This window comes from Hoyosella rhizosphaerae (assembly GCF_014643175.1).
Taxonomy (GTDB): Bacteria; Actinomycetota; Actinomycetes; order Mycobacteriales; family Mycobacteriaceae; genus Lolliginicoccus; species Lolliginicoccus rhizosphaerae.
On record NZ_BMJH01000002.1, the window covers coordinates 164,448 to 188,926 of the forward strand.

At 58.1% G+C, this 24,479-nt stretch carries 23 protein-coding genes and 2 pseudogenes; 17 read left to right on the forward strand and 8 right to left on the reverse strand.

Going from position 1 to position 24,479, the window contains the following annotated elements; genetic code table 11:
* The first annotated feature begins 5 nt into the window (after positions 1-5).
* The 3 genes from IEW73_RS08945 to IEW73_RS08955 are packed head-to-tail and all read left to right on the forward strand — an operon-like array spanning position 6 to position 2,642.
* Positions 6-545, forward strand: a complete 540-nt coding sequence (locus tag IEW73_RS08945; RefSeq protein ID WP_188673528.1) for a PH domain-containing protein — start codon at positions 6-8, stop codon at positions 543-545.
* A 45-nt stretch (positions 546-590) separates the two neighbouring features.
* On the forward strand, positions 591-1,274 hold the full coding sequence (locus IEW73_RS08950; protein ID WP_188673531.1) for a response regulator transcription factor: 684 nt from the start codon (positions 591-593) through the stop codon (positions 1,272-1,274).
* A gap of 39 nt (positions 1,275-1,313) precedes the next feature.
* Complete coding sequence (locus IEW73_RS08955; protein ID WP_188673534.1) at positions 1,314-2,642, forward strand: sensor histidine kinase; 1,329 nt, start codon at positions 1,314-1,316, stop codon at positions 2,640-2,642.
* Here the strand turns inward: IEW73_RS08955 and IEW73_RS08960 are convergent.
* Positions 2,639-3,203, reverse strand: a pseudogene (locus tag IEW73_RS08960) (GtrA family protein). The gene IEW73_RS08955 and the pseudogene IEW73_RS08960 sit on opposite strands and share 4 nt — an antisense overlap.
* A gap of 108 nt (positions 3,204-3,311) precedes the next feature.
* Here IEW73_RS08960 and IEW73_RS08965 point away from each other — a divergent pair.
* From IEW73_RS08965 to IEW73_RS08980, 4 genes are all read left to right on the forward strand, one after another.
* Positions 3,312-4,568 (forward strand): 5-(carboxyamino)imidazole ribonucleotide synthase, encoded by a 1,257-nt coding sequence (locus IEW73_RS08965; RefSeq protein ID WP_268236286.1) that lies wholly within the window; start codon positions 3,312-3,314, stop codon positions 4,566-4,568.
* An 88-nt stretch (positions 4,569-4,656) separates the two neighbouring features.
* A complete protein-coding gene (purE, locus tag IEW73_RS08970) occupies positions 4,657-5,130 on the forward strand; it encodes a 5-(carboxyamino)imidazole ribonucleotide mutase (protein ID WP_188674944.1) in 474 nt (157 codons plus the stop codon).
* Between the two features lie 111 nt (positions 5,131-5,241).
* A complete protein-coding gene (locus tag IEW73_RS08975) occupies positions 5,242-6,402 on the forward strand; it encodes an acyl-CoA dehydrogenase (RefSeq protein ID WP_188673541.1) in 1,161 nt (386 codons plus the stop codon).
* An 8-nt stretch (positions 6,403-6,410) separates the two neighbouring features.
* Positions 6,411-7,628 carry a sensor histidine kinase gene (locus IEW73_RS08980; protein WP_188673544.1) on the forward strand — a complete coding sequence of 406 codons (1,218 nt, stop codon included), beginning with the start codon at positions 6,411-6,413 and terminating at the stop codon, positions 7,626-7,628.
* A gap of 19 nt (positions 7,629-7,647) precedes the next feature.
* On the opposite strand, the gene IEW73_RS08985 is transcribed toward IEW73_RS08980, so the two are convergent.
* Positions 7,648-8,655, reverse strand: a complete 1,008-nt coding sequence (locus tag IEW73_RS08985) for a YdcF family protein (RefSeq protein WP_188673547.1) — start codon at positions 8,653-8,655, stop codon at positions 7,648-7,650.
* A 66-nt stretch (positions 8,656-8,721) separates the two neighbouring features.
* On the opposite strand from IEW73_RS08985, the gene IEW73_RS08990 reads away from it, so the two are divergent.
* The 4 genes from IEW73_RS08990 to IEW73_RS09005 all read left to right on the forward strand — a co-directional run bounded on the left by IEW73_RS08990 (position 8,722) and on the right by IEW73_RS09005 (position 11,651).
* Positions 8,722-9,420: a response regulator gene (locus IEW73_RS08990; RefSeq protein WP_188673549.1), complete on the forward strand. Its 699-nt coding sequence runs from the start codon at positions 8,722-8,724 to the stop codon at positions 9,418-9,420.
* Between the two features lie 79 nt (positions 9,421-9,499).
* The gene (gene trhO / locus IEW73_RS08995) at positions 9,500-10,366 is read left to right on the forward strand and encodes an oxygen-dependent tRNA uridine(34) hydroxylase TrhO (protein WP_188673553.1); all 867 of its coding nucleotides are present in this window, start codon (positions 9,500-9,502) and stop codon (positions 10,364-10,366) included.
* Positions 10,356-11,264 (forward strand): pseudouridine synthase, encoded by a 909-nt coding sequence (locus IEW73_RS09000; protein ID WP_188673556.1) that lies wholly within the window; start codon positions 10,356-10,358, stop codon positions 11,262-11,264. Before trhO ends, IEW73_RS09000 begins: the two co-directional genes overlap by 11 nt.
* A 9-nt stretch (positions 11,265-11,273) precedes the next feature.
* Positions 11,274-11,651 carry a hypothetical protein gene (locus IEW73_RS09005; protein WP_229675883.1) on the forward strand — a complete coding sequence of 126 codons (378 nt, stop codon included), beginning with the start codon at positions 11,274-11,276 and terminating at the stop codon, positions 11,649-11,651.
* A gap of 3 nt (positions 11,652-11,654) precedes the next feature.
* Here IEW73_RS09005 and IEW73_RS09010 read toward each other — a convergent pair whose 3' ends face one another.
* Together IEW73_RS09010 and IEW73_RS09015 are read right to left on the reverse strand one after the other, a co-directional pair.
* Entirely contained in the window at positions 11,655-12,353 is a 699-nt protein-coding gene (locus tag IEW73_RS09010; RefSeq protein ID WP_229675884.1) for a TIGR03089 family protein, read from the reverse strand.
* A gap of 19 nt (positions 12,354-12,372) precedes the next feature.
* Positions 12,373-13,818, reverse strand: coding sequence for an LCP family protein (locus IEW73_RS09015; RefSeq protein WP_188674950.1), 1,446 nt, complete (start codon positions 13,816-13,818; stop codon positions 12,373-12,375).
* A gap of 408 nt (positions 13,819-14,226) precedes the next feature.
* Between IEW73_RS09015 and rfbD the strand changes: the two genes are divergently transcribed.
* The 3 genes from rfbD to manB are packed head-to-tail and all read left to right on the forward strand — an operon-like array spanning position 14,227 to position 17,225.
* Entirely contained in the window at positions 14,227-15,123 is an 897-nt protein-coding gene (gene rfbD / locus IEW73_RS09020; RefSeq protein WP_188673560.1) for a dTDP-4-dehydrorhamnose reductase, read from the forward strand.
* Positions 15,124-15,155: 32 nt separating this feature from the next.
* Complete coding sequence (locus IEW73_RS09025; protein ID WP_241012233.1) at positions 15,156-16,073, forward strand: glycosyltransferase family 2 protein; 918 nt, start codon at positions 15,156-15,158, stop codon at positions 16,071-16,073.
* A gap of 6 nt (positions 16,074-16,079) precedes the next feature.
* Entirely contained in the window at positions 16,080-17,225 is a 1,146-nt protein-coding gene (manB, locus tag IEW73_RS09030) for a mannose-1-phosphate guanylyltransferase (RefSeq protein ID WP_188673564.1), read from the forward strand.
* Between the two features lie 419 nt (positions 17,226-17,644).
* On the opposite strand, the gene IEW73_RS09035 is transcribed toward manB, so the two are convergent.
* The 3 genes from IEW73_RS09035 to cofD are packed head-to-tail and all read right to left on the reverse strand — an operon-like array spanning position 17,645 to position 20,630.
* A complete protein-coding gene (locus IEW73_RS09035) occupies positions 17,645-18,187 on the reverse strand; it encodes an NUDIX hydrolase (protein WP_188673565.1) in 543 nt (180 codons plus the stop codon).
* Positions 18,184-19,527: a coenzyme F420-0:L-glutamate ligase gene (locus IEW73_RS09040; RefSeq protein WP_229675885.1), complete on the reverse strand. Its 1,344-nt coding sequence runs from the start codon at positions 19,525-19,527 to the stop codon at positions 18,184-18,186. Before IEW73_RS09040 ends, IEW73_RS09035 begins: the two co-directional genes overlap by 4 nt.
* Positions 19,524-20,630: a 2-phospho-L-lactate transferase gene (gene cofD / locus IEW73_RS09045; RefSeq protein ID WP_188673568.1), complete on the reverse strand. Its 1,107-nt coding sequence runs from the start codon at positions 20,628-20,630 to the stop codon at positions 19,524-19,526. The genes IEW73_RS09040 and cofD overlap by 4 nt, the downstream gene beginning before the upstream one ends.
* 575 nt (positions 20,631-21,205) lie before the next feature.
* On the opposite strand from cofD, the gene IEW73_RS09050 reads away from it, so the two are divergent.
* Positions 21,206-21,541, forward strand: a complete 336-nt coding sequence (locus IEW73_RS09050; protein ID WP_188674956.1) for a WhiB family transcriptional regulator — start codon at positions 21,206-21,208, stop codon at positions 21,539-21,541.
* Positions 21,542-21,837: 296 nt separating this feature from the next.
* On the opposite strand, the gene IEW73_RS09055 is transcribed toward IEW73_RS09050, so the two are convergent.
* Positions 21,838-22,326 (reverse strand): metallopeptidase family protein, encoded by a 489-nt coding sequence (locus tag IEW73_RS09055; protein ID WP_188674959.1) that lies wholly within the window; start codon positions 22,324-22,326, stop codon positions 21,838-21,840.
* Positions 22,327-22,488: 162 nt separating this feature from the next.
* Here IEW73_RS09055 and IEW73_RS16765 point away from each other — a divergent pair.
* Positions 22,489-22,671 (forward strand): annotated as a pseudogene (locus IEW73_RS16765) (DUF3499 family protein); the annotation flags it as partial.
* Between the two features lie 402 nt (positions 22,672-23,073).
* Entirely contained in the window at positions 23,074-24,441 is a 1,368-nt protein-coding gene (locus tag IEW73_RS09065; protein ID WP_188673573.1) for a phosphomannomutase/phosphoglucomutase, read from the forward strand.
* Positions 24,442-24,479 lie beyond the last annotated feature (38 nt).

Below are 24,479 nucleotides of genomic sequence, written 5' to 3' on the forward strand. Positions count from 1 at the left end.
CAACTATGTCTTTTCCATCGGGTGCGCCGAGTTCCGGCGAACGGGTCTTGATGTACCGGCACCCGCATTGGAAGATGCTGATCGGCCCAATAATTGTGGTGATTTTTGCCACAGGGATTGCGGGCGTTCTCATCGGCGCACTCGAAGCAAATGCGCCAGGCGGAGCCCGTGAAGTCGGAATGCTGGCAGTTGTGTGCGTGTGGGCACTTGTCGTCTCGCGACGGTTCGTTCGCCCATACGTGAGTTGGTGGCGTACGGCACTGGTCATCACAACCCACAGGATCGCGATCCGAGAGGGGCTGTTTAAGCGCCGGGGGTTCGATATCCCACTTCAGCGCGTCGCTGGCGTGCGGTACAAGAGGGGGATGCTGGACCGGATTGCCCACACAGGAACTCTCTGTATTGCGCCGATTGGTGAACCTCCATTCGAGTTTGCCCATGTCCCTGAAGCCAAGCTCACTCACGCGGTGCTGTATCACCAGATTTTCGGGAACACTCCGGCGCCTCGGCAGCGAAAGTTTTTTGGTCTTGTCAAGGCTCGTTGACCGCCGACCCGCCACGTCGGCCACTTTCTCACTATTGTTGTTCGCGTGAGAACTGTGCTGCTCGCTGAAGATGATGACGCAATCGCCGCCCCGCTTTCGCGGGCCCTCGAACGTGAGGGTTATGACGTCCAGGTGGCGTCAACGGGCGACGACGCCTTGCGGCAAATGCTCGGTGGAACGTGGGATCTGCTACTTCTTGACCTCGGCCTGCCGGGAATGGATGGGCTTGAGGTCTGCCGTCAGATCCGGACACACGGCATTGATATCCCTGTGCTGATGCTGACAGCCCGCACGGATGAGGTCGATTTTGTTGTCGGCCTTGACGCCGGAGCTGACGACTATGTGGGTAAGCCGTTTAGGCTCGCAGAACTTCTGGCAAGGGTGCGTGCCTTGATGCGACGCCGCGGGGGCTCGGCAGACGAACCTTCGATCGAAATCGGAGACATTTACCTGGACAAGCCCGCGCGGCGCGTGACGAGAAACGGCAAAGAACTGACATTGGCGAATAAAGAGTACGAACTCCTGAAGTTGCTGATGGAACGGGCAGGCGAGGTCGTGCCCCGTGACGAGATCCAGCGAGAGGTCTGGGGAGACGTTGACCTGCGCGGATCGAAGACTTTGGATATGCATATGTCGTGGCTGCGCCGAAAGATCGGCGACGAAGGCCGGGAACTCGGACGTCGCATATCAACGGTGCGCGGTGTTGGATTTCGATTTAATGCAGAGTGATCTCGGTGCCACGCGCGGCCTGGAAAGAGTGGTTTCCAGGTGAGGATCCGGCTGCTTTTGTCGACTGTCGCCGTGGTGGTGGTCGTGGCTATGGTGCTGGGTATCCCACTCATGTTTACAGCGTGGCGATTGGTGGAGGACTTCACCCGAGACGACATGCAACGCCGACTCGACCAAGTGGCAACGGAAGTTCGTTTTCAGCAGGGCCAGGAAGGTCTCATCAGGGGACGCCTCAATGTTGACAGACTGGAACCCGTAGTTCCAGAGGGCGGCCGCCTTGAGGTCATCTACCCGACACCCCTCGATAGTGCGTCCCGTGTGTCGATTGGCGAGCCGTTTGTGGAGAACGCGGTTCAAGAGTCGTTGGCCATGGGTGTGTCCGGTTCATTGCGACTCGAAATCCCGCCATATGAGATGCGGGCGACGCAATGGCGAGCAATCGCTGTCGTCGGGGGGCTCTTGGTGATGTCGATCGCGGCGGGTTCAGTGGTAGCGCACGTCACGGCTCGTCGGCTCGCTGACCCGCTGAGCGATGTCGCTGCCCGCGCCGCACGATTAGGCGCCGGAGATTTTCGCCCGGACCCACGCAGACACGGAATTGTTGAACTAGACCGCGTCTCCGACGTGCTCGACTCCGCGAGCGTGGAAATTTCCGAACGCCTCCAGCGTGAACGGAGTCTCGTTGGTGATGTGTCGCACCAGTTACGGAGTCGATTGACCGCCGTGCGCCTGCGACTCGATGAACTCGCTTTCCATCCCGACCCTGAAGTGGTGACTGAAGCAAACGAAGCGATGGCGCAGGTTGATCGCCTCACACAGGCTGTAAACGACCTCGTGAGGGCATCCCGCGACCAGAACCGTACCGACACCGTGGCCATCGATGTGATGGCGGAGCTTCGATCACTTATCGAGGACTGGGAACCGCAATATCGTGATCAAAACCGCTCCCTAATGTTGTACGGACAGGACGGTGTGACCGCGCATGCAACCGGTTCGCGCCTTCGCGAAGCGGTTTCTGTCCTGGTCGACAATGCCCTCGCGCACGGTTCAGGTCGGTGCACTATTCGAGTGCGCAATGTTCGGTTCGGAGCGGATCGCCGTGAAATGGTGTGCGTTGAAGTCACCGACGAAGGCAGCGGAATTCCCGACAGCATCGCATCGCGCATTTTTGAGCGCGGGTTCTCCGGCAGAAATTCATCAGGCGTAGGGCTCGCTCTAGCTCGCGCTCTTGTCGAAGCTGACGGGGGTCGCATGGAGCTGCAAGCGCGCAGCCCGGCGGTCTTCGCGATCTTTGTGCCGACGCAAAACGAACCAATTCTTCCGCTGGTGCGTGATCACGGTGGCGGCGGACCACTAGAACCTCGCTAGCTGTGACCCAACTCTAGTTCGTACAAGTCTTCCGGGGTGGGGAGCACCACTGTCGAACCGGCAGCTGCCCCGCGCACGTCTTCATCAGGGAAAACCCATTTGGCGCATCGCCCAGAAGCGGAAAATCATCTGCAGAATATTGCCGATCAAGTACGCACTGACGAAGTCCGCAATATTCTCCGTCGTCAAAGACACGTTTGGTACGCGGAGTCCGAAAACGTACGACGAGATCCACAGCGGAATAAACGCCAAGACCACGCCACCTGCGCTGACCACGAAGAACAGGAACGCTTCGTGGTGGCGCTCGCGGCCGCCCCGATTCTTAAACGACCACTCCCGGTTGAGGACGTAGGACAAAATCACGGCAAGGACACCAGCAATGATTTTTGCGGTCACCGGGTTGCTCGCCAAGATCGTCAACTTGAGCGAGTAGAAAATTGCGAGGTCGAAGATGAATGTTGTCCCACCCACAATGGCGAACTTGATGAACTCGCGATGCTTGAGCGCTAACCCACGGTAGGGCTGTGGAATGCGCGAGATAACGCCGTCGGCCAGGGACACAAGTCCGCAGTCTACTGAACAAATCGCGTACGGCACGCAGTTACGTGGCGAGCCGTGGGACGCGACACGTTTTCATTCCTAGATAGTTGTCTGCCACCATAGATATTTGTGGGAACAGACCAGGTTAGAGCGCCGCAATATCAGCGCACAGCAAACGCCATGCCAACAGTCGTGATGGTAGGCGGTGGGCAACTAGCCCGAATGACACATCAAGCAGCTATTGCGCTTGGTCAATCGTTGCGTGTACTAGCTGCTTCGCCAGATGAATCTGCCGCGCAGGTCGCGCGCGACGTCGTCCTCGGCCGCCATGATGACCTTGATGCACTGCGGAAAGCCGCGAGCGGAAGCACCGTTCTCACATTCGACCACGAGCATGTTCCGCCGCAGCACCTCGAAACGCTGATCAGCGAAGGGGTGAATGTTCAGCCACCACCGGCAGCGTTGATTCATGCTCAGGACAAACTCATCATGCGTCGTCGGTTGGAGGCCATAGGAGCCCCGGTCCCACCCTTCGCGGAAGTGCAATCGGTCGCTGACGCTGAAAAGTTCGCCGAAACACACGGGTATCCCTTTGTGCTCAAAGCAACACGTGGTGGGTATGACGGCAAGGGCGTCTGGATCGTCGATAACGCAGCAGAGCTGGAGAAATTGGTAACTGAGAGTCTCGCTGCGGGAACGACACTCCTCGCGGAGGAAAAAGTCAACATGCGCCGTGAATTGTCGGCCATGGTGGCGAGGTCACCGCTCGGCCAAGGTGCCACGTGGCCAGTAGTGGAGACAGTGCAGCGCAACGGGGTTTGCGCCGTCGTGATGGCACCTGCACCTGCGCTCGCAGACTCGACAGCGGCCCAAGCCCAACAGTTGGCGTTGCGTATCGCGGAAACCCTCGGCGTCACGGGTTGTCTTGCCGTCGAACTGTTTGAAACCGAGGACGGTCGGATCCTCGTCAATGAGCTCGCGATGCGGCCCCACAACTCCGGTCACTGGACAATGGATGGCGCCGTGACCTCGCAGTTCGAACAGCACATCCGCGCAACCTTGGATTACCCGCTAGGCGACACTTCGCCAACAGCACCGGTCACGGTTATGGCCAATATCCTCGGTGCCGATAACCCGCCGACCATGAGCATGGACGAACGCGTCCATCACTTGTGTGCGCGGATGCCCGAGGCGAAGGTTCACCTCTATGGCAAAGGTGAGCGGCCTGGACGTAAATTGGGACACGTCAATGTGCGTGGAACAGGCACCGGTTCTCACCATGACGCCGAATACGTTCACCAGGTGCGAGAAAAAGCCGAGATGGCCGCACACTGGCTAATACATGCGGTGTGGACCGACGGATGGGACCCCCACAGTGGCCATTAAGAAAGACAGTGGCCAGTAAGAAGCTCAGCGAAACGAGTTCAAGGAGCACACAGCAGTGACCGCACCAAGCCCGCACGTTGGCCTGATCATGGGCAGCGACTCCGATTGGCCCGTCATGGAGGCCGCAGCAGAGGCACTAGCAGAGTTTGGTGTGCCATTTGAGGTAGGAGTCGTGTCCGCCCATCGAACGCCGCAGCGAATGCTGGATTACGCATCAAGCGCAGCTGAACGCGGGATACGCGTCATCATCGCCGGGGCCGGGGGAGCGGCACACCTACCTGGAATGGTTGCATCAGCCACACCGTTGCCCGTCATCGGCGTACCGGTACCACTGAAGTACCTCGATGGGATGGATTCGCTACTCTCGATTGTGCAGATGCCCGCTGGAGTGCCGGTGGCGACTGTGTCCATCGGTGGAGCTCGCAATGCGGGGCTGCTTGCAGTGCGCATTCTCGCCGCATCGGACCCACAGTTGCAGCGCGCAATGGTCACGTTCCAAGAGGGCCTACATCAGATGGTTCTCGACAAGGACGAGGCTTTGCGCCGCACGCTGCTCGGGTAGAGCACCTTCGCCTACGGGTACGATCTGATCGACACCTTTTTTGCTACCGCGTGCCTTACACGGGCATACACTCACGACAACTATCACATAGTCACTAAAGGAGCTGCACCAATGGCTGGCAACCCCGATTTCGACCTCTTCCAGCTTGCTGACGAGCACAACGAACTACGGGCAGCCATCCGCGCCCTCTGTGAAAAAGAAATTGCACCGCACGCCGCTGATGTAGACGAGAATGAGCGTTTTCCCGAAGAGGCGCTAGCAGCCTTGAATGCGTCAGGGTTCAGTGCAGTTCACGTTCCTGACGAGTATGACGGACAGGGCGCTGACTCGGTCGCGACGTGCATTGTGATCGAGGAAGTTGCTCGCGTGTGCGCCTCCTCGTCGCTGATTCCTGCAGTGAACAAACTTGGCACCATGGGCCTCATTTTGAGTGGTTCCGAAGAACTGAAGCGTCAGGTTTTGCCGTCGCTTGCATCGGGCGAAGCCATGGCATCGTATGCGCTTTCCGAGCGTGAAGCCGGATCTGACGCAGCCGCCATGCGAACGCGAGCAAAAGCCGATGGCGACGATTGGATCCTCAACGGAACCAAGTGTTGGATCACTAACGGTGGTAAGTCGACGTGGTACACCGTGATGGCTGTGACAGACCCAGACAAGGGTGCCAACGGCATCTCTGCCTTTATGGTCCACAAGGACGATGAAGGCTTCGTGGTTGGCCCCAAGGAAAAGAAGCTCGGCATCAAGGGTAGCCCGACAGCGGAACTGTACTTCGAGAACTGCCGTATCCCCGGCGACCGGATCATCGGCGAACCCGGAACTGGTTTCAAGACGGCGTTGCAAACCCTCGACCACACACGGCCCACCATCGGCGCGCAAGCCGTCGGCATCGCCCAGGGTGCGCTTGATGCGGCTATCGACTACGCCAAGGATCGCAAGCAATTCGGCTCATCGATCTCGTCGTTCCAAGGCGTGCAGTTCATGATCGCCGATATGGCTATGAAGGTTGAGGCAGCTCGCCTCATGGTTTACCACGCAGCCGCACGCGCGGAGCGTGGCGAAAGCAACCTCGGTTTCATCTCGAGTGCGTCAAAGTGCTTCGCCTCAGACGTTGCCATGGAGGTCACCACCGATGCAGTTCAGATCTTCGGTGGCGCCGGCTACACCCGCGATTTCCCTGTCGAGCGCATGATGCGTGACGCCAAGATCACACAGATCTACGAAGGCACCAACCAGATTCAGCGCGTGGTTATGTCACGCGCCCTTCTGCGCTGATACAAGCCATGAATTGGGCACCGTCTGCATCGACCTGGCGTCGTCGCAGCGGTGCCTCGTTCGTTGAGCGGTGGTTTGCATTCACCCGGCGGCACTGGCTCGGCATTGACATTGGTCTTGCCGCGTTTGTCACCCTGTTCGGGCTGTTTGGCGTTCTGGCAGGGGCCTCGCACCCAATTGACCTCGTGGTGGCCCTTGGGCTGACGATTCCGCTGGCATGGCGGCGGATGCGCCCAGCGTTGTCGGGGTATACGGTTGCGGCGTTTGCCTTCCTCAGCCTCGCTGTATCGGATACGAATCCGCCCGCAGCCGTTGGTGTTCTGTTCGCGTTATATGGTCTTGCCGCCTACTCATCGCCCTTGGCGAGTCGCCTCGCTTACCCACTTGCGATAGTAGGGATGAGTCTCGCCGCATTAGCGCCGAGCATGTCGTACGAGCGCAGTTTCGGTGCCACCGTCATCAACGTCGCTTTTGCCTCAGCGGTTGCAACCGCGGTGTACCTGTCTGGTCTAGTTCGCCGCTACCGTATCAATGAAGTCGCGGGCCTTACAGAGCGCGCACGTCTCCTTGAGATTGAGCGCGAACAAGAGACGAGGCTCGCGGCGATAACTGAACGCACCCGGATCGCGCGCGAGATGCACGATATTGTTGCCCACTCACTGACTGTGGTCATCGCGCAAGCCGACGGCGGACGGTACGCGGCAAAGTCAGACGTTGGGGCTGCCATCGACGCGCTTACGCAGATCTCAGCGACAGGCAGGCAAGCATTGACCGACATGCGTGCTTTGCTGTCGGTTCTCCGCGATGACTCTCCACGCGAAACATCAAGCACTCCGCAAGTCGGTGATATCGCCGCGCTCGTAAAGGAAGTGCGTCGAAGTGGACTTGATATCGCAGTGAATACTGAGGGAGAACCGCGTGAGTTGCCGTCCGGTGTGTCGCTCACTGCGTATCGCATTGTCCAGGAGTCGCTCACCAATGTTCTCAAACACGCTGGTCCTATAGCGACTGTGAGTATCGACATGCACTGGACCAATGACGCACTAAAACTTGAGGTCGTCGACGACGGTAAAGGTATCGCTGGGATCTTGCCTAAGGCTGAGGGCGTCGGGCAGGGCATTCGGGGGATGCAGGAACGAGCACGACTATATGGCGGTGTAGTTGACGCTCAACCAACAGCCAGTGGTGGCTACAAGGTGAGCGCAACACTGCCTTACTCTCAGTGAGCCCTGCGGGGATATGCACTCACTGCACGGCAGCGAAAATTAGCGTCACCATGAGCGAAGCGAAAACGAAACCCGCTAGTGCAATCACGTTGATCTTGGATCGGCACACAAGAATCGCAATGAACTCACGCAGAATTGCGCTTGGCAAGAAATACGTGGCGGTGTGAGCTCCTGCTACCTCAGCGGAAATGCCGACCTCACGTGCGATCAATGCCGCCCGTAGGCCGTGGTAATTGCTGGTCACGATCACGGTTGGTCCAGGCTTGCCACGTTCGACGATGATCCGTTGTGACAGCTTCACATTTTCGTGTGTGTTCCTGGCTTGGTCCTCGACAGCGATCAACTGTTCCGGCACTCCCTTCGACAGCAGGTATTCAGCCATGGCGACGCCTTCCGGCCGAGGCTCGTCTGGACCCTGGCCACCACTCGGGATGAGTAGCGGACGCTCGTCATTCTGCGGTGCCTTCCACACTTGCAGCGCGCGATCTAGTCGGCGTCGCAGTAATGGTGGCACTTCGCCATTGAGTAGTCCTGACCCAAGGATGACGATGTTGGCCGCCGCGAGATTCCGCGACGCTCGGTCGTAGAAATACGCGTAGCCGATGAAGACAACAAAGAACACAGCAAGGTACACACTCGTCAAGAACAGAAACACCGCAATACCGACGAGCACTGGTTGGAGCGTCAGCGTCAGGAGGACGCCCGCAACCGGAAGTGCAAGAAGAATGAGGCCGGTGAGGAAGGACAACAAGTTGCCGAGGCTCCGCCCTTCACGGCGAACCATCACCACCCCGTTGAACAGCAAAAACCCAACGAAGACCACGGCAGTCACTGGCAGCAGAAGGATCGACAGGAACCATACGACCCCCACCGGGGGAAACAGAACGCTGGTGATCTCGATGATTGCGGATATGCCAAACCACACGGCCCCGAACAGTAGAAACCCATTGCGCAACTGCCGTCGGTCGCGCTGCCAAAAATGCCGAAACAGCAGCAAGAGCACTATGGTGGCGACAACATTGAACACACATCATTAGAACACCATCGGCACGAGGCGACCGGTTACGCGTTGTTCAGCCTTACAGTAGAACGCATGACTGCTGAGAATATTCGGGTGGCGCTTGTGGACGACCAGCAGTTGGTGCGGGCGGGTTTCCGTATGGTGATTGATTCACAACCAGATATGACCGTGGTTATCGAGGCCTCCGACGGCGCCCAGGGATTGCGCGAGATCGCTCGTGTCGGGTGCGACATTGTTCTCATGGATGTTCAAATGCCCACGATGAACGGGATTGACGCCACCCGTGAACTCGCACAGTTAGAGAATTCGCCGAAGGTTGTGGTTCTCACCACTTTCGACAACGACGAATACGTCATGAACGCTATTGGCGCCGGGGCCAGTGGCTTCCTCCTCAAAGACGTGGACCCTGAACAATTGCTCAGCGCCATTCGCACCGTCTTTCGCGGTGATGCCGTCATGGCGCCGCAAGCCACCCAAAAGCTCCTGCGTCACGTCGGCCCTCTGCTCGCTGGCCCGGCCCCAAGCCAGGGTGAATCACATTCACTGCCAACAGATTTAACTCCTCGTGAGATCGAAGTCCTGACCGCGATGGCGTACGGCTACACCAACAGTGAGATCGCTAGCAAACTCTTCGTATCCGAAGCCACAGTCAAGACACATGTGGGCCGGGTACTGGCAAAAACACAGTCCAGAGACCGCGTACAAGCTGTGATCCTGGCGTACCAAGTGGGGCTAGTGAATCCCGACGACATTCTCCGCGAAGCGACCTAACCCACAGCGAGATGCATTCAACCAGGCCGACAAGGCACAATATGAGGACTCACCGACGTTGACCTCAGGGATTATTGCCGTGTCGATACCAAAGATCGTGTTGTTTTACTTGTTCACGCCACTACCAGATCCGGAAGCCATCCGGCTTTGGCAGCACAGCGTGTGCGAAGCAAACAATCTGACCGGTCGCATCATCATCTCTCCGCACGGCATCAATGGAACCGTCGGGGGAGACATCGACGACGTGAAACGGTATATCCGCGCAACCCGTAGCTATGAACCGTTCCGGACGATTGACATCAAGTGGTCAGACGGAACAGGCAACGATTTTCCACGCCTCAGCGTGAAGGTGCGCCCCGAGATCGTCACATTCGGAGCACCGGACGAGATCAAAGTCGATAGCACCGGCATCATTGGCGGCGGAACACGACTCAAACCAGAAGAGCTGCACGACCTGGTATCAACCCGAGACGACGTGACGTTCTTCGACGGACGCAACGCCCTCGAGGCAAAAGTTGGGAAGTTCCGGGACGCAATCGTCCCCGATGTCGAAACAACCCGAGACTTCATTAGCGAGATCGAGAGCGGAAAGTACGACCACCTCAAAGACAAACCGGTGGTGACTTACTGCACTGGTGGCATTCGCTGTGAAGTGTTGTCCGTGTTGATGCGCAATCGCGGATTCTCTGAGGTGTACCAGCTACATGGCGGCATAGTGCGCTACGGCGAGACGTTCCGTGACGAAGGCCTCTGGGAAGGCGCGCTTTACGTTTTCGATGGGCGCCTAACCACGACCTTCTCCAATAAGGCCAAGGTCATTAGTACGTGCGAACTCTGTGATGCGCCAACTAGGCGGTTGGAAAACTACCCAGATCCGGAAGGCCGCAATCTCACATTGATCTGCGAAGAATGTAGCCCCACTCGCGCGGTAACGAATGGCGTTTAAGAGCCCATTGCCACCGAGGGCAGGCCTGGGACCGGCTCGGGTACGGATTGAACATGACGCCGACGTACCCACCATGCTCGACTACCTCGTCGAGAGGTTTCCGAACAGCGGCGACTTCTGGCGCGCCGAAATGGCGCAGGGAGACGTTGTTGACCAGCATGGTCGGGCTGTCACGGTGACCGACTCGTACCGGCCGGGCAGAATCCTGTACTACTACCGCACACCGGAACCCGAAAAACCTGTTCCGTTCGACGTGAAGGTCCTGCACCGCGATGAGCGGCTCGTTGTTGTTGATAAACCACATTTCTTAGCGACAATCCCGCGCGGCCAGCACATCACAGAAACAGTTCTTGTGCGGCTGCGACGCGACCTTGGGATTGATCAGCTCACCCCGGCGCATCGCCTCGACCGCATGACAGCTGGAGTCTTGGTGTTTGTTGCGGAACCACAATATCGACGCCACTATCAAGAACTGTTCGCCAACCGCGACATCCTGAAGACGTATGAGGCGATTGCGCGTTACGACAGCGAACTCAGTTTGCCGTGCATAGTCCGCAGCCGCATCGTCAAGGAATCAGGCATCATGGTCGCCCAAGAAGTTCCAGGCGAACCAAACAGCGAAACCCGCGTCGAGTTGCTCGATGTGCACGGGGACTTCGCTCGATACAAGTTGACTCCGCACACTGGAAAAACGCACCAACTGCGCCTCCACATGTCGTCGCTAGGTGTGCCCATTCTTGGCGACACTTACTACCCCGAATATCAGCCGTCCCGAGGCGATGACGACTACGACAATCCATTGCGGCTTCTTGCGCGCCGAATAGAGTTCGACGACCCAGTGTCAGGCCAACCGCGGATGTTTGAGAGTCAACAATCACTGGCATTCCCATCGGCCTAAGCTGGAGGTGTGGAGCAGTCCAACTGGCAGAATCTCCGTGCCGCGTCCCGTGGCAGTATCCAGTCACTCATCGTCACGGTGAAAGCATTGCTGTATGCGCGGTTGTGGGGCGGCAAGTTCACCTTCGTGCCCGGCGACAACATTTACGTTGCCACGGGGATGCGGGGCGGATTTGCGCGCGGCGGCACAACCATTGGTGGGGTTTTTCTCACCCGTCGAGTACCGTCGTCCGCATTGCTGCGGCATGAGGCGATTCATGCGGACCAGTGGGCGCGGTATGGGCTCACATTTCCCGTGCGGTACTTCTGGGAGGAAGTTCGCAACCCGCATGCGAAAAACAAGTTCGAAATCGAAGCAGGTCTTCGTGACGGTGGATACTCCCAGTGAAGATCAAATTCGGTCGGTCACCTTTTCAGTGACTGCGATCCGGTCAAGTCCGCTGTCATCAGCACCAGTCACTTGGACGAGCGAACCGCCCATGCTCAACACCGAAACAAGGCCGGTGATCAATTCGCGAGCATCGTTCCAAGGTTTGGTGGACAGGACGCGAGTCTGCGAATTCCAGTTGCCTTCAGTTGCAGACGCGAGCTCAAGAACTTCGGTCGCAAGCAGACCGTCGAGAACAGGCCCATTCTCATCTGCATCGGGTTGAAACTGGTCACCATGACCGGGAACGGTTGTAGCAAAATCAGTGACACCCGGTGGCAAGTTCAGGATGCCGCGGCCAAAGGGGTGCAGCGACAGCGCAGCAATATCGTTCGCTGGTGATGCCTCAGCTAGGTTTTTCTCGTCGGTGAAGGCCAAATCTGCGCCGTCCGCCTGGCCTAGCACGACCTCGCACCCTGCCCACCACGCACCGAGCACGACGGCCGCAGTCTGCCAATGCGCAGGCAGCAAAATTGCAACTCGATCACCAGGTGCTAGGCCGAACTCATCGCGGATCATGTTCGCGATCTTCGCAGCCCAGTTTGTGAAGGTAATGCCCGAAAGTTCGATCCGCTCACCCGTGGAGTTGTCGTAATAGGTGATGAGGGGGCGCGCCCCGTCGGAAGCAAGAATTGGTCGAAGAAGCGTATCGGTCAGGGTCACAGTGGATTTCTCCCTCAAATCAGTCAACGCAGCGAGGACCGGTGTGTTCAGCGGATACAGGGGGCGGAGCTTCACCATCGACAAACTCGGGCGGGAGCTCGGGGTCAGGCGGCGGTGGCGGAGCTGCTTCACCCGGACCGGAATATGCTGTGGTGAGCACAACCTGGATTTCGTTCTTCTCCAGTTGTAGGTCTTGCTCGATGGGAAGGCCACCAAGGTACTCTGCGATTGCCTCGGCTGGGCGCCCATCGGGATCGGCCGTAATGACCTTACTTGTTCGCGTCGGTTTGCCCAGCCAGTTGCCGGTTTGTCCATCATCGAAACCAACGAGCGTTAGTTCCTCCGACACGCGTGTAGCAAGACCTTCCCGAAAGCTCGCATTAAATACGTGAACAGTCACTGATGATGGATCAAACCCGAAGTCCGGTAAAGGTTCTTCCTCAGGTTCCTCCTCGGCGGCAAGGACCTCCATGATCCGCTCCCGGACAGCAGTAGGGTCAACTTCGACGACCGACTGCATGCCATCGGTGCTCCACCCGTTCAGCTTCTCAACTGGAATCGTTTCAAACTCCACATTTCCGGCCGCAAGATTCTGGAACTGTTGCGCAAAACCGATGATGTCCCAATCCGAGTCGAGCACGACAGACCGCTGGATCGCGGTGGAAATCCGATTGAGCGCGGCAGGGCTTGTCAGAACCTGGGTGCTAAGAGCCCGTTGCGCCAACGATGCCATGAACACCTGCTGACGGTGAATACGTCCGATATCGAGGCCTGGAAGACCCTCGCGCTGGCGAACAAAACTAAGTGCTTGGGCACCATCGAGCGTCTGCTGCCCTGCAGGAAAGTCAGCGCCAGACAACGGTTCGTTTACGGCGTTGTTGAGACAAACTTCCACGCCTCCAATGGCATCGGTCAGGAGAAGGAAACCGAGGAAGCCAATTTCGGCGTAGTGGTCCACGGTGACACCCGTCAGCTCCGCGACGGTCTTGACCAGGGCGTTGCGACCGGCAGCGGTAGCTATTGGCTCTGCTTCCTCCCGGGACATCCCTTCGTCTTCAACAAGACGAACTAACTCTTGAAACGCGGTGGAACCGTACACACTATTGATTTTCACCTTGCGACTGCTAGGCCAGTCATTGCCCGGAACAGAGTCAGGCACACGCACATATGAATCACGTGGAATTGAGAAGGCTACGGCAGACTGGCCATCTTCAGGGACGCGAATGAGGACGATGGTGTCCGTATTCGTGGAATCGGCGTCGCCTGCGTGCAGCCGCTCGAGTTCCTCATCAGTGAGCGGATTGCCGTGGGCATCCGTGCGACTGTCCGTTCCAACCAAGAGAATGTCGATGGCGCCGTCTTCGCCGTTGCCCAGCGACAAACCAGCGACTGTCGCGAGCCGCGACGCAAACGAATCGTATTGCCGCCACGCAAACCCTGTCGTCAGGAGAACCGTAATCGACATGAGGGTGACAGCAACCTTGATGCGCCGATTCCACTGACCGGAGCGTGAAACGGAACCAGGTGCCGCGCTCGCTTGTCGCGATGGGCGTGGCCGCCGCCGGGTGGGGTCGTATCCAGGTACGCCGCCGTCAGACTGATAGCGACGGCGTGGTTGGTTCCCTTGGCGGGGCTGGCTGCGCCGCGATTGAGGCGATGGGCGGCGGCCACTGCCCGGAAAATTGTCCCCTGCGGGCACGGTGACGGTCCTCCCTCAACACGCGATTTCCCAATGGTGCGGGTTAGCTTTCATAACGACTTGGGACTTACAGGCTAACGAGCCGTCATCAACTAGTGTTGGCGGCGCTCCGTAGACTGTGGTGACGTGTAACACTGTTGCCAAAACTGTCGAGACAGAAAACAGGTGCTGAGCGTGCGAATCATCGTCATTGGAGCATCCGGCCAAGTAGGGCAGCAACTAATGCGGGCGGGGTTACACGTCGGTCAAAACATTGTCGGATGGTCATCAAGCGACGTCGATATTACTGATGCTGCGGCAACAGCCGAAGCGATCGAACGCGCTCACCCAGACGTTGTCATCAACTGCGCCGCCTATACAGCTGTCGACCGCGCGGAAACCGACTACCGTGGCGCGTCCGCCGTGAACGTCATCGGGGCAGGGAATGTCGCCGGTGCATGCGCACGATCGCGAAGTCATCTCGTGCACGTGTCGACGGATTACATATTCTCCGGAAGTGCCTCGACTCCATACGAAGTCGATGAGCAGACAGGCCCCCACACTGTGTATGGGAAAACGAAACTCGCCGGTGAGCTAGCTGTCCGAGAGTTGCTCCCCACCGCCCATATCGTTCGAACATCATGGGTCTTCACAGGAGTCGGATCAGATTTCGTGGCAACAATGCTGCGGCTCGAAAAAGAACGAGAGCACATCAGCGTCGTCGACGATCAATGGGGTTCACCGACATACTCCGCAGACCTAGCAGCGGGCCTGCTGGAACTAGCTCTGCAACAGCGCAATTCGTCACAAACCGTACCGACTACATTGCACGCCACAAATGCAGGGGTGACCACCTGGTGTGGTCTCGCCAAGGAAGTGTTCGCATCAATTGGTGCTGACCCTGAACGCATCGTGCCATGTACCACCGAAGACTTCCCACGCCCCGCGCCACGGCCAACCTATTCGGCGCTCAGCGGAACCTCATGGGTAGAAGCCGGGCTGCGGCCACTTCGGCACTGGCGAGAAGCAGTCCGCGACGCAGTCCACAACGCGGTCACTGCCACCGAGCACCACACCGCGGCGACTCAATAGAGGACTCATTAGACCATCGGTGGGCGCGGCGAATGAGGCGTGCGCCGCTTAGTTTGGCTACGCTGACCGGCGTGACCTTCCGACTCACCGTAGTGACGGTGACATATTCTCCAGGCGAGCATCTCGCCGGGTTTCTGTCATCGCTTGCCTCTGCCACAAAGCACCCTGTCAACGTGATCCTCGCTGATAACGGATCCACCGATGGGGTGCCAGAAGCGGCGGCCAACGAATATGACAACGTCCGACTCCTTCGCACCGGGGGCAACATCGGGTACGGCGCGGCGATCAACCGTGCGGTGGCTGAGGTGGACGAAGACGAGGAGTTCGTCCTCGTCGTCAATCCCGACATTTCGTGGGGAGTAGGTTCAATTGACGTTTTGCTCGAGGCGGCGAAACGGTGGCCGCGCGCGGGGGCGCTGGGCCCGCTGATTTACAACCCTGACGGCACTGTCTACCCGTCGGCCCGGCGCGTACCCACCCTATGGGGCGGTGCCGCGCACGCTGTGCTTGGTTCTGTGTGGTCCACTAACCCGTGGACCCGCCAGTACCGGCAGGAAGACGAAGACATCAGTGAGCGCCCTGTTGGTTGGTTGTCGGGTTCATGCTTGCTGTTGCGCCGGGATGCGTTTGACTCGATCGATGGTTTTGACTCCAGATACTTCATGTACATGGAGGATGTTGACCTTGGCGATCGACTAAACAACGCGGGTTGGCTGAATGTGTTCGTACCGGACGCTGAAGTAACGCATGCTAAAGGGCATGCGGCAGGACGTCATCCTGAGTTGATGTTGCCAGCCCATCACCAAAGTGCTTACCGGTTCCAGGCTGATAGGCACCCGCAGTGGTGGCAGGCACCGTTGCGAGTTGCGTTACGTGGGGGCCTTGGGCTTCGCTCGCGGATTGCTGTCGCGGCTGCGCTACGTAGCAAGCGGTCGATGAAAGGATTGTGAACTGACATGGTGAGCAGGGTGTTCCGCTTTGCGCAGGGTCCACGTGCGCTGACTGACGAGTCGGAGCCGGACTTTGGGTTGTCCGAAAATACGGATGCAGTTGTCCTTGTTGGTGGAAAGGGAACACGACTTCGTCCTTTGACGCTGTCTGCGCCGAAACCGATGCTGCCGACAGCTGGGTTGCCGTTTCTGCAGCATTTGTTGTCGCGCATCAAGGCTGCGGGGATCACCCATGTCGTTCTTGGCACGTCGTTCAAAGCCGAAGTTTTCGAGGACTACTTCGGCGATGGTTCCGATATGGGGCTAGAGATTGACTACGTCATGGAGGACGAGCCGCTCGGTACTGGTGGCGGTATTCGCAATGTGTTGCCGAAGCTTCGTGGCGACAATGTCCTAGTTTTCAACGGCGACGTCCTTGGCGGCACGGACCCTCTTGCCGTTCTGCGTACCCACCGTGACAGGGAAGCCGATGTCACGATGCATCTGGTGCGAGTAAGTGACCCTCGGGCTTTTGGTTGCGTGCCGACCGATGCTGATGGGCGAGTAGAAGCGTTCCTCGAAAAGACGCAGGATCCGCCCACAGACCAGATCAATGCTGGCTGTTATGTGTTCAAGCGTGAAATCATTGAGCAGATTCCCGCGGGTCGGAGCGTTTCGGTGGAGCGCGAAGTGTTCCCGAAACTCCTGACTGACGGCGCGCGTGTATACGCTCATGTGGACTCCGCGTACTGGCGTGACATGGGAACTCCTGAGGATTTCGTCCGTGGTTCCGCGGACCTTGTTAGGGGGATCGCGCCGTCACCAGCCCTCAATGGTCAAAGTGGTGAGTCGCTTGTGCACGAAGGTGCAGGAATTGCTCCAGGCGCACTTCTCATTGGCGGCACCGTCGTTGGACGTGGGGCCGAGGTGAGTGCGGGTGCGCGTCTTGACGGCGCAGTGATTTTTGATGGCGCAAAGGTTGATGCGGGCGCTGTTGTAGAACGGTCCATAATTGGGTCCGGTGCGCATATTGGGCCACGTGCGTTGGTCCGGGACTCCGTGATCGGCGATGGCGCCCAAGTTGGTGCCAGGTGCGAGTTGGTTGGCGGTGCGCGGGTGTGGCCTGGGGTGGTCATTCCTGATGGTGGACTGCGCTTTTCGACAGACGTTTAGCGGGTTGGTCAACTTGTGCTGTCTACGTCGATATGGCGTAGGAATGCCTAGGTTGGTCTGACTGGGCCCACCCAGTGTGGGAACAGACCCCATTCGGAAGTCGGTGTGGTCGTGATGAGCGCCGTGTGTAGGTGCCATCGCATGGTGCGTGCGCGATGGCGTTCGCCGCGCACCTGAGGCTGAGGCGGACTGATCGGCTGGTCAGTTATGCACGTGGATCGGATGTGCACGTGCAGAAAAATGCATCGAAAAGTCTACGGTCGGTGATGCAAACTTCAGCACATGAGGGCACCCGTGGTGGCTACGCACAGTATCCAAGGCCTTGGCTTAGATGCCGCATCGCCCAATCCTCACCTGAGCCAAGTCTGGGTAGACATCAGTCGTGCCATATCTACCCAGACTGAACACTGGTGGGTTGACTACCGACGTAGTGCGAGGTCAACCATCTGCTGCACTGTGTCATGTTCTGCGTTCGGCGGTAGTGCATTTATGGGCCACCATCGCAGGTCGTCGGACTCGGAGCTGCGGGAGATTTCAGCTCCTTGTGGGGCCAATATTAGGAACCGCACGTCGAGGTGGCGGGTAGGTACGCCAAGCGAGCACGTAATCGGGTGCGTATGTAAAGCAAGGACTTTCGTGTCTAGCTGAAGGTCGTTGATGCCGGACTCTTCTCGCGCCTCGCGGAGTGCTGCGTCAAAAATGGTGTGGTCAGTTTCTTCGCAATGCCCGCCGAGTTGAATCCATCGGCCCACCTTCGGGTGCAAAGTGAGCAGCACCTCTGTCCGGTCGGGGGAGAGAATCAGACTTGACGCTGTGATGTGGCCTGGAGCATTTCGGCGTAAACAGCCGTCGGGCGACGCTGCGAGAAACGCAAGCATAGTGTGCCTGACCGAATCTTGTTCAGCCGTGGGTGCGACGTAATGCGCGAGAGCATCCATCGTGGACTGGTGGAGGCTAGTCATAGTTCTAGTAGCAAGTCCTCAACATCTCGTGGTGAACGAACTGTCAGCGGTTCGGTTGGGTAGCCAACGGCAATCGCACCCATGGGTTCCCAGTCATCGCTGAGGTTCAGCACGGACCGAACGTCGTGCGGCGCGAAGATTGTTGACCCAATCCAGCAGGAGCCAATGTCACGGGCGGAAAGTGCTGTGAGGAGTGCCTGAACGGCGGCGCCGACTGCGACGGTGAACATGGTGTGTTCGGCCTGGGTGCGTGCTGCGTCGCTGTAGGTGTGGGCACCTTCGGGAACGAGAAACGGGATGATGATTTCTGGTGCCTCGTAAAGTATCTGGCCCCGTGCGACGCGACGCTCAATACGTTCTTCGGGCAGCCCATCGTGCCGGAGATCGCTGCGCCACGTGGTTCGCATTGCATCGAGAAGCGCGTTGCGCAGTGCAGGGTCACGTAGCCACACAAACCGAACTGGTCGAGTGTGGTGCGGTGCCGGTGCCGTCAGTGCTTCCGCTATTGAGGCCCGAATGTCGTCGGTCGCAATTGGGTCGGAGGTGAATTGCCGAACCGAACGCCGCCGCAAGACCGCTTCGCGGTGGCCTTGCATAAGGGCTTCGTTGGTGCCCAGTCGAAAGAGGTCTTCATCGGCCGGCCTAATCAAGTCTCGGGCTGTTGAACCGTCGTCGCGAGTCCTGAACCCTCGAATCACCGCAATTGGTGAAGCGGTGAGCTTGCCTTTCACGAGATCTGCTGCAGCGGCAAGCTCATCGGCTACGGCAATGTTAGTGACTTTGAGGTCATTGCCGTATTGATCGGTGGCCCCTGAATAGTCGTGCAGGACCGCGACGCCAGCGGCGCCAATTGCTGCGTCTATTTGCCCGTTGCGCCAGGCTCGGCCCATGGTGTCCGAGACGATGACGGAGACGTCGATGCCAAGCGCGTTGTTGATCCCTTTGCGGATCATGCCAGCACTGGCGTCTGGATCAACCGGCAGAAGGGCGAGGGTATCGGTATTGAGGTTGGAGTTGTCTACCCCTGATGCGGCCTGGACAATTCCTAGCTTATTTTCGGTTATGAGGGTGCGACCATGCCGTGCCAGGACACGGACAGCTTCACTGTTTACGAGGTTTCTGCGTAGGCCGTCCCGTTGTTCAGCGTCTGAGGGGGCAGGTACTAAGCGGCCCTCGGCTTTAGAAACGATCTTGCTAGTGACGACGATGACATCGCCATCGTTCAGCCAGGGTGCGGCGGTGACGATGGCCTGGGTGAGATCGTCACCCGGACGAATTTCAGGAATGCCGTGCACTGGAAGGATCTGCAGCCCTTGAGGGGAGCCATGGTCCTGTGTCACGGTTGCACTCCGACAAGTTTGCAGGCGCTTGCCACCATCTCTGCGGTGATACTTGGATTAGTCATCATGATTGGTGTTTCGAGCGCCGCAATTCCCGGGACTGACACGGTGTCGCCGGGGTGTGAAAGCCATCCGTCGAGGATTCCTGTCGATTCGCGTGCCCCGTAGTACTCGGCTACTCCCTGGGACGATACTTCGGACCCTGCGACGCGGAGGCATACATCGGCCATCCCTCGCAAGGGGGCGTTGCCGATGATCGGGGAGATGCCGACTACGGGGGCGTTTGTGGTGCGGAGTGCGCCTCGGACGCCGGGGATAGCAAGTATTGGCGCGATGCTGACGATCGGGTTTGATGGCGCAATGAGGACGATGTCGGCATCACGAATCGAGTCGAGCACACCAGGCGCTGGCGCGGCCTCGTCTGCGCCGATATGTACAAAGTCGTGGGTTTCGATCTGGGCGCGGTAGCGGACCCACCATTCTTGGAAATGAATCGCTTGCTTGTCACCGTCGGTGGGGTGGGTGACAACGACGTAGGTTTCAGAGCGATCATCTGTTACAGGTAGCAGGCGTACACCTGGGGACCAGCGTTTGGAGAGTGCCTCGGTGATGTCGGAGAGACGGTACCCAGCGCGGAGCATTTGGCTTCTTATGAGGTGTGTAGCGGTATCTCGGTCGCCGAGTCCGAACCAATCTGGTTTTGCTCCGTAGGCAGCGAGCTCAGCCTTCAGGCTCCAGGTTTCGTCCTGGCGTCCCCATCCTCGGTGTTCGTCAATTCCACCGCCGAGGGTGTACATGCAACTGTCAAGGTCCGGGCAAAGGCGAAGATCGTGCATCCACGTGTCGTCACCTACGTTGACGATCGCGGTCGGCTGCGATGCTCGAGATTCTGGTACTCTGGTACTAGTTTCGTTCGCGTCTGCAACATCGTCACTCGTGGGGATTCTCGCGGGTTTTCTCGCGGGAATTGAAGCGCTTGAGGGTTCGCTCGCGGGGACGGTTTCGATGTCTGATTCAGCGGTCGAGACTGAAGAAACATACTCACGTACACCAAGGAGGAATCGCGCGCCGCCAACGCCGCCAGCTAGAACAGTAACCTTCACAGGGTCACAGCCTACGTGCTCGAGAGCTGTCAGTGTGAACCAGAAGGGGGCTCAATGGCGGACTCCAGGGAGACTCTGGAAGGGGCATGTGTCGCTAGCTACAGCAAACAGCCGTCGCTGCGCGCAGTCGGATTTTCCGGTCCTCGAATCATGCGCGGTCATTTATAACTCATTCGTCGCGTTTATGTGACGAAATTGTCGAACTTTTGCATATGTCCGAATTGTGATTCGTGTCGGTGGTTGGTTTGAGGCAAGGAAGTGCTAGGGATTTTTTAGTTTTGCTTGCAATAGGCAGCAAAAAAGTGTCTAATCACACATGTGTCATTCACTTCTCGACACAATCTGATCCGCATCAGGACTGTGTGGACCAGGTCTGCTAATTGGCGTACGCATCCTCGCGGGGAAGGCGGGCCGATGGGCTTGAGTTCGTCTCGAGAGTTCGTCTCGAGTAGGTCCAGCAAACTTCATTACAAGCAGTGCGTGACAACAGGTTGGGGATACATACTATGCCGCACTTTCCAGGAATCCGAGAAGGCGGGCAGAGCGCCGTTCTGCACGGAGTTTCGGGCGACTATTTGCCAGTAGAGCCGCAGACGTCAGCACCTGCGCTCGATGAGGATCGTAGAAGCAGCGAGCGTCCGCAGCTAAGCCTTGTTGGCGCAGGTTTTGACCAGCTTTTCGAGGCAGTCCAGGAAGAGTGGCAGGATCGCGCCCTGTGTGCGCAGACTGATCCCGAGGCTTTCTTCCCTGAAAAGGGTGGTTCAACTCGGGAAGCCAAGCGTATTTGCCTCGGTTGTGAGGTGCGGGACGAGTGTCTTGAGTATGCACTTGCCAATGACGAGCGTTTCGGCATCTGGGGCGGTCTGTCCGAGCGTGAGCGTCGTCGCCTCAAGCGCGGCATCGTGTCTTGAGCGATTGGTCCGCATGTCGAACCAGGCTGCGATTGTGATCGCAGCGAACCCTGTAATGCGCTATTAAAACTTAGAAGATGCTGAGAAATCTTCGAAAGCCAAAATGGGCGCGCTGGAAGTGTGTATAACATTCCAGCGCGCCCATTCTTGTATTTAACGCGTAATAACTCTGCAAGATCCCCACAGTTTAATATTTGATGTTAAAAGGCAATCAAGGTGTTGCAAATTCATTTGCAAACATTTGCCGCCGCACGCCAAAAGTGAGTTGTTGGGAATGCTGGTTGTTGGGAACGGTGTCAATCAATGTTCCCGTCGCCCACCGGTGATACTTCCTCGGGGTCAACTCCGAGATAGGTTGCAACTTGCTGGACAAGAATGTTGTGCACAAGGGCGAGCAGTTCGGGCCGCGAGTCGGCGCGCAACTCCAGAGCGCGGCGGAACAGAACGATTCGTGCCCGGGTTGGTTTTCCCCTCTTGTCAAGGCCAGCGGGGACTAGCCGGGAGAGGGGTACGGGACCATCGGCGACGATCTCAGGGGGCCATGAGACCGTATCGGGATTGATCGCCCGAACCATGGGGACCTCATCAACTGCGATGTCGAGTTCTCTAAGCCTCTTGGCCCAGCGCGCATCAATAGGGCTAAACGCGGCCAGCACGACTGCGTCGAACTTCTGGGCAGGTGACTTTCGCCCTGGCGAACTTGGAGTGAGGAGCATTCCGCGCAACCCTCTACCGCGTCGTTCGGCGCTCCTCGTGGAAAAACGCCCCTTCGTGCCTGCCCGCATTTGTCCACCGGGCGACACTTGAGTTCCTGTCCGTCGCACGTTCGACTGATCGTCCAGCATGTCAGCACCTTACCGCTCGGTAATAAGTTCTGAAACTCGCACAAGGTCGGCGCGTCGCTCAAGAAAGAATGACGTCGCACGCTACTCTCCAGGACTGTGACTATGTTTCGTCTGTGCTGCAAGCCGGGATGTAAGCGTCCGGCCGTCGCGACGTTGACATATGTCTACGCTGCGTCACAAGCGGTGGTGGGGGAACTCGCTGCCGTTGACAGTCCCCATTCGTGGGACCTGTGTGAGCAACATGCGATGCGAATTACCGCTCCAATGGGCTGGGAATTGATCAAGGATTGGGTTCCGGAATCTCAGCGTGTGCCCGAAAACAGTTCCGCCCCGCCACCGTTTGGTGCTGACGTGACGCCCCAACCTGAATACTCATCGAGTGCCCAAGAAACCGCTAGGCCACACGAAACGTACTTCGCCGTGACTGTTGAGAGCAGTGAGCACTCCGTCGGATCGGTGGATGAGTCCGGCCACCACATGCCTACCTCGGCCATGGGCCACCCGGGCGACGAGTCAAGCGACTTCCTCGAATCAGTCCCATCACGGCGGTCGCACCTCCGCGTCATTTCGCACCGAAATGCGGACACCCCGCCCGCGTAGCTAGGGCGCTTATCCCACGCAACTACCCGCAGTTGACTAGGCTCATGTTTCATAGCCAAAGAAGTCATGAATGACGGGAGTGCACGAATGAGTCGTCCAGCTGAGGTCGTCAACGCGGTCATTAAGGCCTATGACGTTCGCGGTGTCGTCGGCGAGCAAATCGACTCAGCATTTGTTCACGATGTCGGTGGTTCCTTCGCGCGACTCATGCGTGAAGAAGGGGCAACGCAAATCGTTGTCGGCCACGACATGAGAGCATCGTCGCCCGAGTTGGTAGCTGCGTTCTCAGATGGTGCAACAAAACAAGGACTCGATGTCGTTTCCATCGGACTTGCGTCAACAGATCAGCTCTACTTCGCATCGGGCACACTTGATTGCCCAGGGGCAATGTTCACCGCGAGTCACAACCCGGCGAAATACAACGGGATAAAACTCTGCAGAGCTGGCGCGAAACCAGTTGGGCAGGATTCGGGCTTGGCGACCATCGCGCGCGAGGTCATCGAGGGAGTTCCCACGTTCGACGGCAGCGTCGGCTCATGCACCTCGAACGACATGTTGTCGGCATACGCAGACTATCTGCGCACGCTCGTCGACCTGTCCGAAATGCGCACACTCATCGTGGCCGTAGATGCAGGTAACGGCATGGGCGGCCACACCGTTCCTGCTGTGCTTGGTTCGTTGCCGCTCACTATTAAGCCGCTCTACTTTGAACTCGACGGCACATTTCCTAACCACGAAGCCAACCCTCTCGATCCCGCGAACATCGTGGATCTCCAGAAGTACGTTCGGGAGACCGGAGCCGATATCGGATTGGCGTTCGATGGTGACGCAGATCGGTGTTTCGTTGTGGACGAGAAGGGTGACCCTGTGTCGCCATCCGCAGTAACGGCGTTAGTGGCGGAACGCGAGTTGGGGAAAAACCCTGGATCAAGCATCATCTACAACCTCATTACTTCGCGTGCAGTACCTGAGTTGGTTAAGGAGCAGGGGGGCACCGCCATCCGGACGAGGGTCGGGCACTCGTTCATCAAACAGACGATGGCCGAAACGGGTGCAGTTTTCGGCGGTGAGCACTCCGCTCACTATTACTTCCGCGACTTTTGGGGAGCAGACTCCGGCATGCTTGCGGCTCTGCATGTCCTCAGCGCGCTTGGCGAGCAGGACAAACCGCTCTCAGAGCTGATGGCGCACTATGAGCGATACGAAGCGTCAGGTGAGATTAATTCCACCGTTGATGATGCGCACCTACGCATGGACGAGGTTCTTGCAGCCTTCAAGGATAGGGCGAGCGCTGTTGACGATCTTGATGGATTGACGATCGAACTAGACGGCGACGCGTGGTTCAACCTGCGCGCTTCTAATACTGAGCCGCTTTTACGGCTCAATGTTGAGGCCCGAACGCGGGACGAAGTTGCGGCGCTTACCGATGAAGTCCTAGACATTGTCAGACGGTGACACCGCGCAAATATGGCGCGATAATAGAGTGAAATTGA